This is a genomic window from Bradyrhizobium sp. USDA 4538 (assembly GCF_024171045.1).
GTDB classification, from domain to species: Bacteria; Pseudomonadota; Alphaproteobacteria; order Rhizobiales; family Xanthobacteraceae; genus Bradyrhizobium; species Bradyrhizobium australafricanum.
In genome coordinates, this window is sequence record NZ_JALJZE010000001.1 from 1520998 (window position 1) to 1538323 (window position 17326).

Sequence of the window (17326 nt, forward strand, 5' to 3'; positions counted from 1 at the left end):
CGGAGCAGATCCGTCACGTTCATCGTATTTCTTGCGGTGTCCGGGATCGTCTGGACCTGCGTCGTGGTCGTGCTCAGTGTTGGCCTGCTGCGCCGAATACGCACAGTAGACGCGCCGCTCGAACTTCGTATTCCTTTCGAGACACGAGCCGGGCAAATCATTCTCGGGCTTGGCGCTGCCACCACGTTGATCGTGCTCGTCCTATCCTTCGTGAGCTATGCCGGCCAGCGCACGCTGTTTGCTAGGGATCCGGACGCCCTGACGCTCAGGATGGTCGGCCATCAATGGTGGTGGGAAGTTCACTACGAGGCCGACAGCCCGCATAACAGCTTCGCCACGGCAAATGAAATCCGCATTCCGGTTGGCAAGCCGGTCAAGGTGAAGCTCGAATCCGCTGACGTCATCCACAGCTTCTGGGTTCCAAGCCTCACCGGCAAGATGGACCTGATCACCGGGCAAACCAACGAAATTCAGTTTACAGCCAAGAATCCTGGCATCTATCGCGGCCATTGCGCGGAATTCTGCGGCTTGCAACACGCCCATATGGCGTTTGCGGCAATCGCGCTCCGGCCCGAGGAATTCGAGCGTTGGCGCGAACACGAAAACCAGAGCGCAACCAGCCCGACTGACGCGCTAGCCAAACAGGGAGAAGAGCTGTTTCGCAGCCGCGGATGCGCGCTATGTCACACCGTTCGCGGCACCCTGGCAGGCGGCCAATTGGGTCCTGACCTCACCCATGTCGGAAGCCGAACGACGATTGCGGCCGGCACGTTGCCGCAAACAGCGGCGACGCTGGGAGCTTGGATTGCCGATCCGCAACACATCAAACCCGGCAATCTAATGCCGAGAATGCCGCTGCAATCGGGAGAGCTGATCGCGATCATTCAGTATCTGGAGCAGCTCAAGTGAGCATGGCCGCCGAGCAAAGAGAAATACGCGACGACAACCTCCACGGGCTGCAACTTGCAGCGCGGCTGCAGAGCATCTGGCGGACGCCATCGGGACTGATCGGCGCGCTGATGTCGGTGGATCACAAGATCATCGGACGCCGCTACATCGTGACGGCATTCGCCTTCCTGGTCCTCGGCGGAGTCCTCGCGATCCTGATGCGTATCCAGCTGGCCGGTGCCGAGCAGCGTCTGCTTTCGCCAGATCTGTACAATCAGGTCTTCACGATGCACGGCTCGACGATGATGTTCCTGTTCGCCGTTCCGGTGATGGAAGCCTTCGCGGTCTACCTGGTGCCGCTGATGATCGGCACCCGCAACATTGCTTTCCCGCGCCTCAACGCCTTCAGCTACTGGATGTTCTTGTTCGGTGGCTTATTCCTTTGGATCTCCTTCTTCTTCAACGTCGGGCCCGACGTCGGCTGGTTCGCCTACATACCCCTCTCCAGCCTGCAGTTCACCCCAACCAAGCATGCGGACGTCTGGGCCCAGATGATCACCTTCACGGAAGTCGCAGCGCTTGCCGTTGCCGTCGAGCTCATCGTCACGGTCTTCAAGCAGCGCGCTCCCGGAATGACGCTTGACCGTATCCCGCTGTTCGTTTGGGCGATGCTGATTACCGCTGTCCTGGTAATGTTTGCAATGCCATCGATCATGGTCGCATCCACCTCGCTCATACTTGATCGCCTGGTTAGTACCCACTTCTATGACCCCTCTTCAGGTGGCAATGTGCTGCTGTGGCAGCATTTGTTCTGGTTCTTCGGGCATCCGGAGGTCTACATCATCTTCATTCCGGCAACGGGCATGGTGTCGATGATTCTCGCCACCTTCCCGCGCAGACCCGTAATCGGCTATCCCGTGATCGTTCTCTCTCTGATCGCAACGGGATTTCTGTCGTTCGGGCTTTGGGTTCACCACATATTCGTGACCGGACTGCCCCAGCTCGGGGCCGGTCTCTTCACTGCGTCAAGCATGTTGATCGCCGTGCCAAGCGGCCTGCAGATATTCTGTTGGATCGCGACGTTGTGGGATGGCCGCCCGGTGTATCGGACGCCACTGCTGTTCGTGCTCGGATTCATCGTGATCTTCGTGATTGGCGGCCTGTCCGGCATCATGGTGGCGTCGGTCCCGATCGACACCCAGGTCCATGACACTTACTTCGTCGTCGCTCACTTCCATTATGTTCTGATCGGCGGCGCCGTTTTCCCACTTATCGGAGCGGTCTACTACTGGTTTCCCAAGATCTGGGGAAGGATGCTGAGCGAGCGGCTCGGCCGCTGGAACTTCTGGCTCGCCTTTTTTGGCTTCAATATCGCGTTTTTCCCAATGCACATTCTCGGTCTGATGAGATCGAGCGCGAGCAAGGGATGCCGCAGATGAGGCCGGCTCAGTGACCGCCTGGATGCTGGTAGGGAATCGGCATAGCCATCCCAGAGCAGCCCGTCCCAGGCGACGACACCCTCCTCCTGCTTGACGCCATAATCATGATATAGCGGCTCCCAATCAATTAACTGATCGTTGGGGCCATTGTGCACGCGACAAGGCACTTTGGAGGCGAACGTGTTCATCGGGTTCATGCGGCCTTAGGTTTGCTTTTTTGGTAAGCGTCAATCGCTCGGTTGGCGAGCATAAGCTGACGCCGTTCGCCGGCCAAGGCCATTTTGCCGACCGTCATGACGAGGAATTGGCTTGTCTCGTAGCCGTTGGTTATCTCGCCGCTGCGCTCAAGGAATTCCCAAGCGATCTGGACCGCGTTTTCAACGACAACATGTACGCTCTCACTCATGCTGTTAGAATGCTGAGCAAAAGGCGTTCGTTCCTAAAGCGGAAGGGCCCCCGCCGGATAGGGGGCCCTTCGAGAACTTGGAGGAGGAGACACTCCAAGCCCTATGGGGTCGGCGGTTGAAGTCCCGCCGAGGAGACCCAATCGTCAATGTCTGCGGCAATCTCCGCTGTGCGAGCTCGCTTGAGCAGGCTGTCCCGCTCAATACCTGCCGGCATGGTGGCCGCTCTGCGAGCCAGCTCACTGGCAAACGCAGCCAAGCGGTCTTGGAGTGATGTTGTTTGCTTCGCTCGATTTCGATTTTTCGTCATGACGCGCTCCTTGGTTTGAAAGCGGGAGCGTCGTTGCTCTCCAGATTTTTGAGCAACATAACTGGCGTCGAGATTTGCGGCGACAACCTAAGTTTATTTGCGAAATAATCCCTGAATCGCGCGCAGCAGGCCTTCGGAGGTGATGTCGCGATACCCGGTTTTCGCTTTAAAAAGAGGCCCAACCAATGTCGCCCTTGGCTTTCTGAGTGGCTTACTCAATTTGCTCTTTGGCAACGAGAATGTCCACCGCCTTGCGAATCTTATTTGATGTCGTGCGGCGGCCTTGCGGATGGCGATCTCGGCGCAGCGGCCAAGTGCCGGCCTGATCCACCATTCCGATCCGCAGCGTTCAATGTGCCTCGGCGCACTACCGCAAGCTGATGCAATCCGCCGGCCTCAGGGCGTCGATGAGCCGCAAGGGCGACTGCTATGACAATGCTCCGATGGAGAGCTACTTTCAAACGCTCAAGACGGAGCTCGTCCACCACAGGCACTATGCAACACGGGCAGAAGCCACACGGGATATCTTGCCTATATCGAGGCTTCTACAACTCGGACTCGTCGTCACTCCACCGTCGGCTTTATCAGCCCGATCGAGATGGAGCTAAAAGCAGCTTAACCCTGTACATTTTTTCGGGGGAAGATTAAGGATATTGACGTGCGGCAGGCGCCCTTCTTCAAGTAACTCCATCATTGGGGGAACCTCAAATGAAGGACATGAAGGCGCATTTGGAGAAGCTTCGTGTCGAGGCGGAAGAGTGCGAACTAATCAGCAAGCTCGCGACCAACGCGGCGAAGAAGGCCTTGTTCGCTAAGCTCGCGGCACATCACCGGACACTGGCCGAGGAGGTCGAGCGGACCATGAAGACGTCAAATTCTTAGAAACAACGTAAGCGGCAAAGAGCCCCCGTCTGGCGGAGTGGGTGAGCGATCGGCGATCGGCCGCTGAGTTTGTGAGCGGATGTGAGCTTCTAGTCTGCGTCCTTAGTTCTGGAACTAGAACCTTCCATATGATCGAAGCGGTCGCCGACCGTCTTGAGAAAGCGCCGCGGCAGCTTCGCCGACGCTGGTCGGACGTAGGGCCGCAAGTCGCGACAGAGGCGCTGGAGCTTCGCGCGAGCGTGTCGGCGATTGCCCGGCGGATCGGCATTCACCCGGCGCTGCTATTCGCGTGGCGCTGCAATGCTTGGGCGAGCAGCATTGTCGCTCCCGGCACTCGAGTTGCGCGAGTGTGGTGGCATCTGTGTCAGGCGCGGTGATCGAAATTGCTAGTAGCGAGGTGGATCGTGCGCGCCGGCGTGGACGTAGGCGAGGCGCAGTTGCAGCGGCTGATCCGGGCGGCACGTTCGGCATCCCCTCGAAGGTATACTTGGCCAGCCATCAGTTGACCTCCGCAAGGTTATCGATGGGGTTGCTGCGCTGGTACGCGAATTGTACAAAGCTCCACTTGCTACCGCCCGTATAAATTACCGGGATGGGCTCTAAATTTCCAAAGAAAATGCCCCAGCGAGGGGGTCCAGCTGGGGCCTAGTTTAGGCTTTTTGTCGGGCGCGCGTGAGCTGCCCCTAGCGGCAACCACGCGAATGGACCGCATAAGCATGGTACCGGACATAGTCGCTGGCACAACTGTATGCCCGCGCATGGGCCTATGCTTTAATTTAATTCCTGTGATGTATTCCAAGAATCGACCCCGGCACTCTTGGAGGATGCTAAGGCCCTCCTCGTTCCATTGCTTGCCGAGCCGCCGCTTCGGTAATCGGGCCAGCTCCTCTGGGCCTCAACAACTGTCCTTGATGAAGCCGACCTGCCCAACCGGTGGATGATCGAATCTAAGCGGGAGCCAGTCAATTAACTTGTGTGAATCAAAGGCAAAGGAAATCGTCCGGATGCTTAACGGTCTCGCGAATATGTTCCAGCAGATTGAGGACTGACAGCGGAGGCACGGTCTTTAGAACCACTCACGGTGCTAAATCGACGTCTAAATCGTGAGGAATGGCCTAAAGTCGCCGGCAGTCTCGGGAAGGTCGTAGGCTCGATCGTGGACAAAAAACGGAGTCGACAGCTCCAAATACGACAGAAGCATGGCGAGCTGTATCTGGCGTGGTGTCCGACATTCAGCTTCGAACAAGTGAGGCGAAGCGACAATAACGCAAAATACACTTGGCCTGAGAGGTCGCAACATTGAGCCGGTTCGCACTGTGTAGGAACTCCATGCCCGCCGCGCATCGGAATGGCTCGACGTCATGGAGTAGATGACGATCGGCGCCTCTTGCCATTGAAACTTGTCTACGTGCCGATGCGAACGCCAGGAACGCGCTCTTGCAGCTCGAAAACCTGCGCGTTGTAGCGTGCAATGATCAGCACATCGTCCAGCCGCACCGGCGCCTTGCCGATCGAGTGGCTGACCGATTCCAGCCTGCCGTCGCACTACGCCATGGTAGGAGATATCCGCCGGACGCTGATTTCCTGGAGCCCGGCGGTTTTCGTCGGCTTCAACTCCATCCGCTTCGACGAGGAGATGCTGCGCCACGCGCTCTTCCAGTGCCTGTATCCGGCGTATCTGACGAGTAATCATCGCAACTGCCGTGCCGATGCGCTCAGTCTGGTGAAGCCGCCGATGCCGTATCGCCTGCGCAGCTGGTTGTGCCGGTCAGCGAAGAAGGGCGGCGGACATTTCGCTTGCAACAGCTGGCGGCGGCGAATGGCGTCGCCCACGCTCGGGCACACGACGCGATGTCCGATGTGCTTGCGACGCTCGAACTGTGTCGATTGGTCTATCAAAGGTCTCCGGAGTTGTGGCAGCGCTTCGTGCGCTTCTCAAACAAGGCCGCCGTCGCGGATTTCGTTGAGGCCGAAGACGGCTTCGTGTTGACCGAGGTTTTCGGCGGCCAAGCCTATCATACTCGTCTGCATCGGCAGGGATCCGATCAAGCCAATGGCCGGCTTTGCTTGAGTCTCAACGAAGACATCGGCCGGCTTGCCGCGATGAGCGACCTCGAACTGCAAGTTCATCTGACGCACAAGCCGAGTCCGATCCGTCGCTTCAGGATCAATGCCGCGCCCACGCTGACGGCGTTCTACGACGCTCCCGAGCATATGCTGGATGGCGGTTCGATCGGCGCCATCGAAGACCAGGCCCGTCGCATGAAGACGGACACCGGTCTGCGCGCGCGGCTTGTGGCTGCTTACACGGCCGCACGCGAGCCCTACGCTTTGTCTCCGCACATCGAAGAGCGCATCTATAACGGCTTTCCCGGCCCTGCTGACGAGGCACGCATTGCCGCGTTCCACGATGCGCGATGGGAGGACCGCTTCGTGATCGTCCAGGGTATGGAGGACGAGCGACTGCGCTGGTTCGGGCTCCGGTTGATCTATTTCGAAGCGCGCTCGGTTCTCCCCGAGCCTGCTCGATTGGAGGTCGAGCGCTACTTGATAGATCAGATGACAGGCGACGGTTCGGGCTGCCTCACCTTCGATCAGGCGATGGTCGAGACGGAAAGGGTGCTTGGCGAGTTCGCCGGTCCAGACGATCTTCTGATCCACTATCGCACTCATCTGCAGGATCGATTTGCGCGGCTTGAGGCCTATCGGACACGGCTGGTCGCCTGAACCGACCGGTTCGGGGTGGTCTGACTTTCGCGCATCTGAAATGCGGGGAAGTCTGTGACGATCCTCCTGGTCGGTGAGAACATTGACAGGCGGCGCGCCCATGCCCAAGCGTCGGCAGGCGAGCTAATTCAGCTCGTCCGCGGGGTCTATGCCCAGGCCAATGCCGATGTCGACACGGCGGTCTTGGCCCACGCCGTGCGCATCGCACATTATCTCTACCCGGCCGCTTATCTCTCGTCCGCCTCAGCCGCACTCCTGCGGCCGACCTCTTACGGTCGGCTTTTCCTCAGCGGACGTCGCAATCAGCGCAACCGGATTCGTACTCTCGAAATCGTCCAGAACGAGGCGCCGGCACATCCATCGACGGCGCCTGCAATCGTAGGCGACGATCAGGGCGAGATCAGGATCGAGGGGTCGTCGCCGCGCCAGCGGTTCCTGGAAGCTTTCCGCCTCCGAAGCGAGCACGCCAGCGCCATCACCGACGAGCTTCGCGCGGACATGGCTGCGCGGCTGGTCGAGGAGTTTGGATCACCACAAGCGGCGGCGGACGCGCTCTGGGCTTTGGCTCGCGAGAACGGATGGTATCGCGAGGGCGAGGGCGCCGAGCGCTACCTGACGACACGCTCGGCGGTCGGCAAGCCCGCCGCGAACAAGGCGGCGCTTGAGCGGATCGTGGCCTGGCATGGCGAGCCCCTCGGCCGCCTGACGCATGACGGCTTCGAATGGCGCTGGAAGGCCGCGGCAAATGCGGCGCCGTCGCTCGTCCGCCAGACGGCGCCCGGCAAGCTGCCAGCCTGCGACCAAAGGCGGCGCCCTCGAGAAGGCTGTCGGCAAGGACGGAGGATCGGTCAAGATCCAGAAAGTCAACGGTCAATTTCAAGAAGAGTGGACTTATCCGCGTGCTGCCGATCCCAAGAAGTCGCCGGGCTAATTCGTATCCACCTCCCGGCACTTCAACGAAAGCAATCCGCATGCTTCGCACGATCGACGAAGTCATGGCCGATCTTCCACCGGCCCAGCAGGAAGAAATCGAGAGACGATGTTACGCGTTGCATCAAACTCTGCCAGTCCCGCGGCGCGACAAAGCGCCAGGCGACCCGCCTGCGGCCAAAAGCATAGGCCCTCGCTTGCCGCGCCATCGATAACCTATCGAGACTTCCTCGCTCTCGCCAACCTACCACCGCGAGGGCGTGAAGCCGTGATCGTCATCGTCACCAAATAGACGCTCCGCCTCGAAACGATCCTCGATCGCCCGCGGGGATAGGCGAGCCTCGCGCTGCGCCAAGTGCTCTGTGGTTCAAGCCAGAAACGCCAACAATCTGGGGCTCGGTTCGGCCGAAACCTCTTCGGTAAGCATGGTGATGAGACGACGTAGTCGGTCCAGTTCATCAAGTCCGGAGAGAGAAGCGCGCTCAGTCCGTTGGTGCGGCGATCCTCAATATGTTTGACGCGCGCAGCGAGTTCGCGACGACGACGCTCTTCCTCAATCCTCCGCTGCTCTACCTCCCGCCTGAGCCGTTCTTCAGTTTTCGCCGCAGCAAGTACTGCAAGGCCTACAGCTATGTCGCTGGCCATAACTCCAGCCGCTGAACCTTGGTGTCGCGGAAACTGCGGCGTGGTGCGGTGCCCCGGAAGACATACACCTGCTCGAACTCAACGAGAGCTGGCCGGTTGGATGGGTGGTCCCATTCAGGAAAACGAGGTCTGTCGGAGAATACATCGTCCCAAGATGTCGATTTCCACTGATAAGAGAAGTGACCCAGTCGGAGGGCATTTTTCCATCGAGAACTATCAATGGAAATCCCGGGTCACTTCTCGACGGAAATCAACAGTCCGTAACAGCGACGAAGAGGCGGACCATGATCAATCCTGCTGGTCCATTGTGGCAATAGGCAGAGATGCCCCCCCGGCTCCGATTAGTTGGTCGCACATCGATCTTTGGCATCACGCTTCCTCCAACCTTCGCAGACGAGCCTTGATCCCATTGCAGATGCTGTCAGCGACTTCGGCAGGAAATGCTTTCGGGAGCGACGCGGTGACCTGTTCGACTGCTACTGGCGCCTGCGTACGCAGCTCATCGAAGATCGTGGTCACGAGTCCCGCGCCAATCCCTGCCTTAGCGGCGGTCTGAACAAAATGGCGAGGCATGACGCCGTCGACGACGTAGTGGCGGCTGTCGCCGACCGCCATGGCCAGCTTCATCTTGTTACGGTTGATCTGGCCTGCGTCGAGGCTGGGCTGCGCTGAGATCACATCGTAGAGCGGGGTCATGCGGAAGCGACCGCCCGGAGAGAGAAAAACGCTGAAATTCTTGGCGTGACCATCCGTGGCACCGAGCAGCCAGAAGGCAATTGCGGCCTTCAGAAACGTCGTTTGATCTGCCTCCGGCTGATCGCTTCCCTTCAGCAGATTGAGAATAGCCGGAATGCCGGGCCCGCCATCGGATTCGTATTTCAAGGACGGCGGCACGGACCAGGCCTGGCAGCAATCCTCCTGGGGCAAACGCAGGAGACGATTGTCACCGGTCCAGCGGCGGTCGAACCGCTCGACCACGAGCACGCGGTTGCCTTCAAACTCCTCGATGGCGATGGCGGCGCTCGGAAGTCCAAGAGCGGCTGTCAGCTTGAGGCAGAAGAACTCATTCTCGACGCTGTAGGAAAGATCGATGCCGTTTGGCAGTCGGCCAATCTGCGGTTTGAGGATGTGCGTCGTGGCCGTAGTCGCCAGCGGCTTGTACCAACGCCCTTTCCAGAACAGGAGTGCGGTCTTTTCCTGGGCGCCGGCGATCGAGATCCGAAAGTCCTCGTCCTCACCAAGCCCAAGGGGGGCCGATGCAAGGTCGCCGAGAAGCCGGGCGATTTCCTTGTCGTCAACGGGTTTGCCGTCGACAGCGCCGGCGGCGCCAGGTTCGATGCCGTCCGGCAAGAATTGCAATGCGCCGACGCAGTCCCGTCCGACAGCAGCGAGTAGGTCGTAAGCGTCTATGCCCTGAGCGTGGACTCGCTCCGCCATGCGGCGGCGGATGGGCGTGCTGTCGGGCAGGAGGTTGTCGAAGACGGCGACGACAGGGGCACCGATATAGCGGTCCTCACGCAGAGGCAGAGATAGCGACACGGGCAGCGCATGCTCCCAGGCAAGCCAGGACGGATCGTACTGAAAGTCGATTGCGCCGCTGGATTGCCTGTTGAGGCGCCCGACAAGACGGCCGTTCAAGAAGACGTTGAGCGGGATATGCCGCCGCGGGCGGGCCATCAAAAGATGTCCTCGATCTCAGCCGGCTTTGCCTTTGTCCTAGGACGGATAACGAACTCCAGGTCGAGCGCTGCGAGAATGTCGCAAAGCGTTCCGAGCTGAGTCCCGGGCGCGCCATTCTCGACGGCCGAGATCGTTGCCTGCCGTAGCTTTGTCTTGTCCTTGATGCTGGTCTGGTTCAGACCAAGCTTGCGGCGTTGTCGGCGGATGGCATCTCCGATTTGCTTAGGCGTTCGGGCGATCTGATCCACGGATTACCTCTCTGGCATGCTATATACGCCCTAGAGGATAAATGTCAATATACGCCTTAGAGGATAAAAATATGCATACCTTCTAGCGTATAAAACTTATAAATACGCTTTAGCGTATAGCAGCCCTCCCAAGAGCTCTCGCTCCTCATATCCCCTGATCTCGCGATAACGACGAACGGTGTCCTGCAAGTGCGCGCGTTTACCGATTCGGTTCGAGGAGAGCACCCACAAACATGGCGCTATCTCGAGCTGACAGCTCGACCACGGCAAGGCTGTCCTCCTGGAGCTCCAGGCAAGCACTGTCAGGAATTTCATCGTTTCCGTTCATCACGTCATCACCGCTTTCGCACTCCGACACCTATACATTGACCGCCCCATCCATCCATCCGCTCCATCGAACACCGAAGCAAGACCGAAGGCGTCGCGCCTTCGCAATACTCAATGAGTACAGTGGAGTCGGACCGACCGAGAGGATTGGATTGACTACCATTTCCCGTGAGGCACTTTACGATCTTGTTTGGACAGAGCCGGTGCGCACGATTGCTCAGCGCATGGGTGTCTCCGATGTGTGGCTGAAAAAGTGCTGTGCCAAGGCTGACATTCCCGTACCGGACCGAGGCTATTGGGCAAAGCTCCGCGCCGACAAGAAGGTCATCCGCCAGAAACTGCCGCCACGGTCACCAGGAATGGCGACAGTCGTGACGATCGGAACCGGCCCGCGCTCGTATCCGTGGCCTCCCAATCCTGAGGCCGAACTTGCCGCACCGCGGCCGACTGAACCCACGTTCGCCGAATCTATCGAAGCTGTTGCTGCCAGAGTCGACCAGTCACTCGGGAAGATCCGTTTCATGCGTGACCTTGGATCGGCCCATAGTTTGATCCGCCATCTGCTCGACGAAGATGCGTTGCATCGTCTGAAACCCAGCGATGCTCCGTACAAACTCCGTTACAGCGAACCCTTCTTCGATAACCCTTTCGAACGGAGACGGCTGCGGATTTTGAACAACCTGTTCCTTGTTCTGATCAAGGCCGGCCACCAGCCTTGGCTTGGCGAACAGGCCCGCAATATCGGTGTGACAGTCGGCAGCCAGAAGATCTCGTTCACGCTTGACCACCCCAGGGCCAGGACGCAGGCCAACGGACGAATGCAGACACCGCATGAAGCTTACGAAATCCTGCGGCTGGAAATCTCAGCCACCGGGGATTCCTGGACAGATGATCACAGCGGCCGCATCGAGGATCGGCTTAGAGAAATCGTCCTGAAGCTAACAGTAGCCGGTGAAGTCCAGTACCGGCCAACGCCCACACCGCCTATGAACACGCATGCCGACGCCGTGCCGAGATGGAGCACAGGCTGGCCGAACAATGCGCTGAGGTAGCCCGACTTGCGCGCGAGAAGGCCCTCAAGGCGGAAGCGGAGGAACGCAAAACATTGCTTCGAATGGCAGCCGACCACCGTGCCGCCCAGGATATTCGCACATTTGTCAAAGCCGCGATGGCGGCCTTCGGTAAGAACAAGGCGATGGAAAGAGCCGCCACAGACTGTGGCGGCTTGGGCCTTGGGAGTCGCAGACCAAATCGATGATCGGCAAAGTGACCCTCCATCTAGTTGAGGAGCTCAATCGCTGCGATCGATCGAACCTGGTTGTGCGTCGACGATCAGGGATCTTTCAGACAAACGAGCCAGCCCTCGCAAAGCAAGAAGCACCTAGCTTTTGAGCATTTCGAGCGAATGATGTAGAGCTATCGATGACTGAACGTGCTCTGAGAACTCTCAGCGTAACGCCGATCCATCTCAGCGTCGCCACCCACATACCGGGCAAGCATTCCCCTCGAAATTCCCCGAATGTCCTCCGGCCGCCTCAGCGAGGGTACGCTGCGCAACTGGCGGTCTTATAGAATTGGTCCATCATTCATCAAGGTTGGCAAGGCCATCTTGTATCCAGTTGAGGAGTTGAACCGTTGGGACCGGTCAAACCTCGTTTCATGCAAACGAACGAGATCTTATCCGCTTGAAGCCACCGAGATCGGGATCGCAAAAATTTAGTCGCTTCCCGACCTTCACGGTCGCTTCCTTTAGCGAAGCAGCGAAGTGACATGTCCCTCCTCTGAGCAGGATGGTAACCAACATAGATGGATTCGGATCCGTGCTACAACGTGATCGTAGCATCTCGAGCGGGCCGCTGCATGACATCTCGGGTTTATCACGATCCGTAACGAGGAACGGACCCCAATCACATACCCCTCTCGAACTTAGGAAATCACTAGAAGCTTGCTTCTAAAAGAGATTCTTCCTTTAGGTATGTTGATGCACAACCATCCGGCCTCAGATGCTCCGCCCGCTAAGGCGGCTTCGCTTTCACGTCACTTTGCGAGAACGTATTGTTTCCGTGGCGCTCGCCCAGCGTCTCACTTCGCCAGACTTCGGATCGCGTTCGAGCAAGCCGCCAGCGCATCGTTATCACTTGCGGCAACGCATGCGCACATCTGCTGGCTTGTTGCGCACCAGCGTGCGGTTCGGGCCGAACCCGCCCACCGACAATATGGTGCTGCTTCCAGTTCCGACTTCTCGCGCAATGAACCATACGAGTTCACCGATCTGCGCTCACTGGCCATACTGATTTCGTGCTCTGGCCATCTACATTCGCGCGCAGCGGGCGACATACCGTTCGTGCGACGCTGCTGCGGAGCGAGGGTCATTGCTCGTGAGCCGGATCTTTCCTCGCGGTGGCTACGAGATACCGAATGGCACCAGGAGAGCCGTCTTCGCGAAGCTGGTCTGCAGCCGGCGGACCGAACTAATGCTGACCTCGCCTTTGGATCGCTGAGCTTTGCCAAGTAGCAAATTAGCCCTGCTCTTTCATGACCGAGCGCCGCCGGAAATCCTCGTGCAATAAGCTCAGCGCCGCGCGTTCGTCTTCGTGCTCTCTGCTTCTCCTTGGATGGCGATTTCAACAAGCGCTGCTGCGACCCGTGTCTCATCCGGATGCTTCGATGTCAGCCTTGAAACCATTGTCAGGAAGCTGACGCGACATGGGAATTCAGTTTGGCGCGCGGTTTTGCTTTGTCGGGTCATCATCACCAATCGTCGTGCGGTGATCTTCGGGACGACCTCGCCATGCGTTACCGCCTGTCTGGTCTACTCCGACGATTTGTCGTGTGGCGATACTTAATGAGCGGGCTCGTGACCCGGGAAAGAGAAGGCAATCTTTGATGCGAGCTGGAGTTTTTCTTTTTGGGACCATGACAATTGCGCTCGTCGCAAGCGGCGTAGCCAAGGCGCACCAGTCAGAAGCGACACTGCCAAGGGCGGTGTGGAATTGGTCGGGCGGCTATATTGGCGGACACGTCGGCGGAGGGTACGGTCGAACCTCCTTTAGCAATCCGTATGGTCCATCAATTTATGGCGGCGTCGTCGATACCCCGGCGTTCCTTGCAGGTGGTCAGATCGGCTACAACTGGCAGAATAACAGCTGGGTGTTCGGCATCGAGCTCGATGTCAGCGGCGCTGTCTCCGAGGGCACAAATACATGCCTTGCCCCTTCGGGCTTCGTCGTGAGCGCAAACTGCAAGGCAGGTCCGAGTCTCTTTGCCACCGGGACCGGTCGCGTCGGTTACGCCTTTGGAGCACTCGGGCATACGCTTGCCTATCTCAAGGCGGGCGTAGCCTGGCAAAACAATCGAGGCGACGTCGTCAACAACCTTGAAGGCGGCGGCTTGCCGCAGGAAAAAACCCATTTCGACTATGGTCGCCTCGGTGGCGTCATCGGGCTCGGCGTCGAGCGAGCCCTGACGCCTGCATGGTCGGTGAACGTTGAGTATGACTATCTGCATTTTTGGCGGACCAGGTGTCGCGACCGCTGCGACAGTCCAGTTCCCGTCTGCAATTCTGCCGCCGAACACAACCAATCTGTCCAGCAACTATCACATCGGAAAGATTGGTCTGAACTACCATTTCGACGCCGACCGGCAGGCGACGCACTGGTCCGATACGTTGCCATACGCGAAGGCACCCGTCAGCATGCCGCCCGTTCCCTACGTGACCGGCTGGTCATTCGAAGGCGGCTCCCGGCTCTGGCTCAGTCGGGGATGATTCCAATGGGACGCAGTGCCCCATGGCGGATCTCAAGATCCCAGCATGCTCTTATCGAGGCTCACTTATCACGGACTGGACGGACTTTCGGGAGAGTTATTCGGCCGCCTTGAGAGCCCCTGGGGTGTGTTCCTGAAGAGCAATATTGGCCTCGGGCAGTTCAACAAAGGAAACATGAACGATGAAGATTGGGGCGGCTCGTATGTCAACACGGTATCAGGGCAAGCAAATGGAAGGTTCACATATTACACGGCCGACGTCGGTTACGATTTCTTGCGCGGTACCGACTACAAGTTCGGCGGATTTGTAGGCTGGACCTATTACGGCCAGAGCTCGGACTCGAGGGGATGCGTGCAGATGGCAAATCCCCTTACTTCATGTCTTAGCTCGGGTGACAACAGGGTCATCGGCGGCGAGGATACTCAATGGAATGCGCCCCGGATCGGCATGAGCGCCGAAATCATGTTGACCTAGCGTTGGCGCGTGAGCGCTGATGTCGCGTACCTGCCGTGGACCGATTTCAAGGGGCGCGACTATCACCTCTTGCGCGACTTGACCACTTTTGCTGAACAACGCGGCAACGGTGGCGGCGGAGTCCAGATTGAAGGCGTGTTGTCCTACTTCATCACCAACAACATCAGCATCGACGCCGGCGCCAGAATGGGCGCCGGCCCCTTAATATGTCGGGCTCGTGCTTTGACAGCGTCGAGCGAACGAGTGAGGACCCGGTTTATCAGCATGGAGTTATTGTTTGAAGGTGCTGCGGTCTTTGCGGCGCGTCATTGCAAGCCGCAATGCGCTGAGCGCGGGCCGATTATTCTGCGGCGGCGGGCCAGCGCTGGGTACCGACGTTGTGAGGCCAGAGCGTTCAGGGCGATGCGGTGGCATACCAGCGCTAACCGGGCCGGGCTCTCAACTCCTCGACGAGCCGCCGGAGCTGTCCCGCCGGCATCTTTAGATTGCCGGTCAGCTGCGAGAATCGGCACAAGTGCATCACGGAAAAAGATCGCGGCCCGGGGGTGACTCGTAAGCGCCATCTCTCAATTTAGGACGGGCGAATGGGTGACCTCCGTACCGGCCGGTCAGCGCAATCTCGAGCTGATTTCTCTGGCTGACCAACGCGCCGTTCGTAATTGGCGGCCAGCCGCAACAAGCGCACCTTGATGAATGGGTCAGCTTGCTCGGCAAGTTCCCGCACGGTCCGCGCCCTCTCTCTACAAAACTCGTCGTCCATGACATCCTACCAGATATTGCCTCGCCGATAATGCCAGTTGAGAAGCGGGACTGCATATGAACGAGGTTACACTGCAAGATATTTTCCTAAGTGGTTGGGAAGCAAGCGCTCGCCTCATTCAGCAACGAGCGGGACGGCGTCCTTGTCCTTTCCGCCAGACGACTTTGCACGAGCAGGTCCTGTTCGGCGGAACGACCACCGTGAAGCGCTCAGAAGCGGCGAGGACACCGCCCTTCAATGCTCCGCTCCTCTGATGCCTCCAGGCTCGGCCGTGACAGGGGCCAAATCTGTCATGACATTAGCAACGGCTCACGCGCAGGGCTTTCTCCGACCGGAAAAGACAATCGTTCCGGGCCCATCAAGAGGAAATGTAGATTTGATCGATGCTGCGCGAGGACGATGGCATTTTTGCCAACTTAAGTGCCGCGCCGCCTCGTCCCCGGTGCGGGTCCCATTTAAGGCAACCCTGCTTCATGCTGTCCGTCGACTAGATCGACCTTTCCTGCGGCGTCGCCGCGAGCTCGGATGGCGACTGCGGGGAGCAATAAGTGAATTTGTTGCATCCGTGACCGCTTGCGCAACGACTTCGCTGAATGAGGGATCGATGGTCGATCGAAGCAGCTCTCTTTGATCGGCGACGGCCTTTTCGAGCGCAGACAGGAATTGCCGGCCCTCCTGCGTGATTTCCCAGCCGAGAGCGTCACGAACGACAAACCTCGCCGAAAAGATATTCAGATCCGGCGCATGTTCGGCCAACCGCTTCATGCGATCGGTCCAGTCGCGGCCGCTGTTCATCAAGATCTCCACGGCGCGTCGGACTTCGGCAACAGAGGCCCGCCCGGTGGGCTGACCGGCCAGCACTTTCAGGACGGTCAGCTGGAACGACACTTGCCGTGTCTCCGATGGGCTGTGTGGTGCAGTTCCCCTACAATGGATCAAGGCTTGGGGCGCATCGTCAACAGCATGGCGCCGTTAACCTCAACTATATTGGCTAACCCAGCGCGCCGGCGTCCTGAAATCGCTCGCCGGCTCATGCGCGAGCGGTCCTCGCGCGGGCAAAGATGTCAGCGCCGCAGGCTCGTATCGTCCATAACGGACAAATTCCCCTCGGTGAGCTCCTTCAGAATCGACAGCACAAGCTTTGCGTCGGCGGGTGCAGTAAGTTGCTGTGAGACATGCGCGGCGTACACCTCCTGGCCCGCTGGGCAGGAGTGTACGGTTCGGACCATTCATGGCACCGAGGATATTGTGTCAGGTCCACTCTGCACCAAGGCGAGCAGAATCCGGAACTGCTTGGCACCGGCGAGCAGTGCCTTGATTGAACCTGCCACGGGCTTGCGGCAAAGCCTCAGTTGGAAGCGACGGTCGTAAAGGACCGCCCGGCGCACCAGACACCAGGCATCGCCGGACAGGGGCAAGATCACAGGTTGCAGAAGGCAGCCCGGAGGCGCACGTCAATCAGCCAACCCGAAGATCCTCAGCTGACGCCTTGCCCGAGCGCCCGGCCTTGAGCTCGTAACTGACCCGAGCCCCCTCTTCGAGGGTGGTGTAACCGGCCTTTTCCACGGCACTGATGTGCACGAAGACATCGGCACTTCCGTCCTCCGGCCGAATAAAGCCATACCCTTTGTTGGAATTGAACCACTTCACAATACCCATTGCCACGGCGGCATCTCCATCAGTGAACGTTCGTGATCTAGCGAAGAGTCTCGCGGCCATCAAGATGGGCGGCAAAAAGACGCTCGTCCGCTGCGGACGTCACGCCCTCAGCCTTTTGCCCGATGACCAAAGTGCCGACACGCACACACACCTCTTTTGTACGGCGGCCGACTGCAAGACCCTGACG

Annotated in this window: 14 protein-coding genes and 1 pseudogene; 10 read left to right on the forward strand and 5 right to left on the reverse strand. The window is 58.8% G+C overall.

Annotated elements, in window-relative coordinates:
• Positions 1-63: 63 nt before the first annotated feature.
• Both coxB and J2R78_RS06560 read left to right on the forward strand, forming a co-directional pair.
• Positions 64-909, forward strand: coding sequence for a cytochrome c oxidase subunit II (gene coxB / locus J2R78_RS06555; RefSeq protein ID WP_253603479.1), 846 nt, complete (start codon positions 64-66; stop codon positions 907-909).
• A gap of 2 nt (positions 910-911) precedes the next feature.
• A pseudogene (locus J2R78_RS06560) lies at positions 912-2294 on the forward strand (cbb3-type cytochrome c oxidase subunit I); the annotation flags it as partial.
• Positions 2295-2520: 226 nt separating this feature from the next.
• Here J2R78_RS06560 and J2R78_RS06565 read toward each other — a convergent pair.
• The gene (locus J2R78_RS06565) at positions 2521-2733 is read right to left on the reverse strand and encodes a hypothetical protein (RefSeq protein WP_069275778.1); all 213 of its coding nucleotides are present in this window, start codon (positions 2731-2733) and stop codon (positions 2521-2523) included.
• 1016 nt (positions 2734-3749) lie between these two features.
• Here J2R78_RS06565 and J2R78_RS06570 point away from each other — a divergent pair.
• From J2R78_RS06570 to J2R78_RS06585, 5 genes are all read left to right on the forward strand, one after another.
• Positions 3750-3923 carry a hypothetical protein gene (locus tag J2R78_RS06570; RefSeq protein ID WP_176731263.1) on the forward strand — a complete coding sequence of 58 codons (174 nt, stop codon included), beginning with the start codon at positions 3750-3752 and terminating at the stop codon, positions 3921-3923.
• 128 nt (positions 3924-4051) lie between these two features.
• Positions 4052-4300 carry a transposase gene (locus tag J2R78_RS45140; protein WP_081334944.1) on the forward strand — a complete coding sequence of 83 codons (249 nt, stop codon included), beginning with the start codon at positions 4052-4054 and terminating at the stop codon, positions 4298-4300.
• Between the two features lie 1420 nt (positions 4301-5720).
• On the forward strand, positions 5721-6650 hold the full coding sequence (locus J2R78_RS06575) for a hypothetical protein (RefSeq protein ID WP_253603482.1): 930 nt from the start codon (positions 5721-5723) through the stop codon (positions 6648-6650).
• 54 nt (positions 6651-6704) lie between these two features.
• Entirely contained in the window at positions 6705-7769 is a 1065-nt protein-coding gene (locus tag J2R78_RS06580) for a hypothetical protein (protein ID WP_309144983.1), read from the forward strand.
• 321 nt (positions 7770-8090) lie between these two features.
• Positions 8091-8240 carry a hypothetical protein gene (locus tag J2R78_RS06585; protein WP_176731264.1) on the forward strand — a complete coding sequence of 50 codons (150 nt, stop codon included), beginning with the start codon at positions 8091-8093 and terminating at the stop codon, positions 8238-8240.
• Positions 8241-8594: 354 nt separating this feature from the next.
• Here J2R78_RS06585 and J2R78_RS06590 read toward each other — a convergent pair whose 3' ends face one another.
• Together J2R78_RS06590 and J2R78_RS06595 are read right to left on the reverse strand one after the other, a co-directional pair.
• A complete protein-coding gene (locus J2R78_RS06590) occupies positions 8595-9902 on the reverse strand; it encodes a type II toxin-antitoxin system HipA family toxin (protein ID WP_069275779.1) in 1308 nt (435 codons plus the stop codon).
• Positions 9902-10153 carry a helix-turn-helix domain-containing protein gene (locus tag J2R78_RS06595; protein WP_069275780.1) on the reverse strand — a complete coding sequence of 84 codons (252 nt, stop codon included), beginning with the start codon at positions 10151-10153 and terminating at the stop codon, positions 9902-9904. Before J2R78_RS06595 ends, J2R78_RS06590 begins: the two co-directional genes overlap by 1 nt.
• A 479-nt stretch (positions 10154-10632) precedes the next feature.
• On the opposite strand from J2R78_RS06595, the gene J2R78_RS06600 reads away from it, so the two are divergent.
• From J2R78_RS06600 to J2R78_RS06615, 3 genes are all read left to right on the forward strand, one after another.
• Positions 10633-11532 (forward strand): hypothetical protein, encoded by a 900-nt coding sequence (locus J2R78_RS06600; RefSeq protein WP_253603485.1) that lies wholly within the window; start codon positions 10633-10635, stop codon positions 11530-11532.
• A 1864-nt stretch (positions 11533-13396) separates the two neighbouring features.
• Positions 13397-14359: an outer membrane protein gene (locus J2R78_RS06610; RefSeq protein ID WP_253609760.1), complete on the forward strand. Its 963-nt coding sequence runs from the start codon at positions 13397-13399 to the stop codon at positions 14357-14359.
• Positions 14292-14720 carry a hypothetical protein gene (locus tag J2R78_RS06615; protein WP_253610074.1) on the forward strand — a complete coding sequence of 143 codons (429 nt, stop codon included), beginning with the start codon at positions 14292-14294 and terminating at the stop codon, positions 14718-14720. Before J2R78_RS06610 ends, J2R78_RS06615 begins: the two co-directional genes overlap by 68 nt.
• Before the next feature lie 1231 nt (positions 14721-15951).
• Here the strand turns inward: J2R78_RS06615 and J2R78_RS06620 are convergent.
• Entirely contained in the window at positions 15952-16368 is a 417-nt protein-coding gene (locus J2R78_RS06620; protein ID WP_141713236.1) for a hypothetical protein, read from the reverse strand.
• A 570-nt stretch (positions 16369-16938) separates the two neighbouring features.
• Positions 16939-17145 carry a cold-shock protein gene (locus J2R78_RS06625; RefSeq protein WP_057016816.1) on the reverse strand — a complete coding sequence of 69 codons (207 nt, stop codon included), beginning with the start codon at positions 17143-17145 and terminating at the stop codon, positions 16939-16941.
• Positions 17146-17326 lie beyond the last annotated feature (181 nt).

What these genes read in the sequence shown, in the direction of transcription:
- J2R78_RS06565 (WP_069275778.1), bottom strand. Translation starts at nt 2,733, where the DNA reads ATGAGTGAGAGCGTACATGTTGTCGTTGAAAACGCGGTCCAGATCGCT.
- J2R78_RS06570 (WP_176731263.1), top strand. Translation starts at nt 3,750, where the DNA reads ATGAAGGACATGAAGGCGCATTTGGAGAAGCTTCGTGTCGAGGCGGAA.
- J2R78_RS45140 (WP_081334944.1), top strand. Translation starts at nt 4,052, where the DNA reads ATGATCGAAGCGGTCGCCGACCGTCTTGAGAAAGCGCCGCGGCAGCTT.
- J2R78_RS06585 (WP_176731264.1), top strand. Translation starts at nt 8,091, where the DNA reads ATGTTTGACGCGCGCAGCGAGTTCGCGACGACGACGCTCTTCCTCAAT.
- J2R78_RS06590 (WP_069275779.1), bottom strand. Translation starts at nt 9,902, where the DNA reads ATGGCCCGCCCGCGGCGGCATATCCCGCTCAACGTCTTCTTGAACGGC.
- J2R78_RS06610 (WP_253609760.1), top strand. Translation starts at nt 13,397, where the DNA reads ATGACAATTGCGCTCGTCGCAAGCGGCGTAGCCAAGGCGCACCAGTCA.
- J2R78_RS06615 (WP_253610074.1), top strand. Translation starts at nt 14,292, where the DNA reads ATGCTCTTATCGAGGCTCACTTATCACGGACTGGACGGACTTTCGGGA.